1 protein-coding gene is annotated in these 333 nt (G+C 71.2%); it reads right to left on the bottom strand.

Going from position 1 to position 333, the window contains the following annotated elements:
- Positions 1-333: hypothetical protein (locus IF89_RS39855; RefSeq protein ID WP_043195032.1), on the bottom strand; the 333-nt coding region annotated here is incomplete at both ends.

Raw genomic sequence — 333 nt, 5'->3', positions numbered from 1 at the left:
GTAGGCGGTCGACCGCAGTACCGGGGCCTTGGCGTCGCCGCCGTTGTGGACGGTGGTGGAGGTGAGCCGGCCGTAGGCGTCGTAGGCGTGGACGGTGTGCGTGGTCACCGGCGCAGCCGTAGCCGTGGCGGCATCCTCGCCGTCTGCGGTGCTCCCGCTGTCTGCAGTGCCGGTATCTGCCTGCCCCCCGCTGCCGCTGGTGGCGGGGCGGGTGTCGGTGCGGGTGGCCAGGTCGCCGCGGGTGTTGTAGGTGTAGGCGGTTTCGGACAGCAGGGTGCCGTCCTTGCGGGTGAGGGTCTCCTTCTTCGGCTGGCCGCTGTCGTAGTAGTCGAC

It is taken from the genome of Streptomyces sp. NRRL F-2664 (assembly GCF_000719345.1).
Classification (GTDB): domain Bacteria; phylum Actinomycetota; class Actinomycetes; order Streptomycetales; family Streptomycetaceae; genus Streptomyces.
Note: the sequence above shows the minus strand (reverse complement) of the source record. Positions and strands in the feature narration are given on the sequence as shown.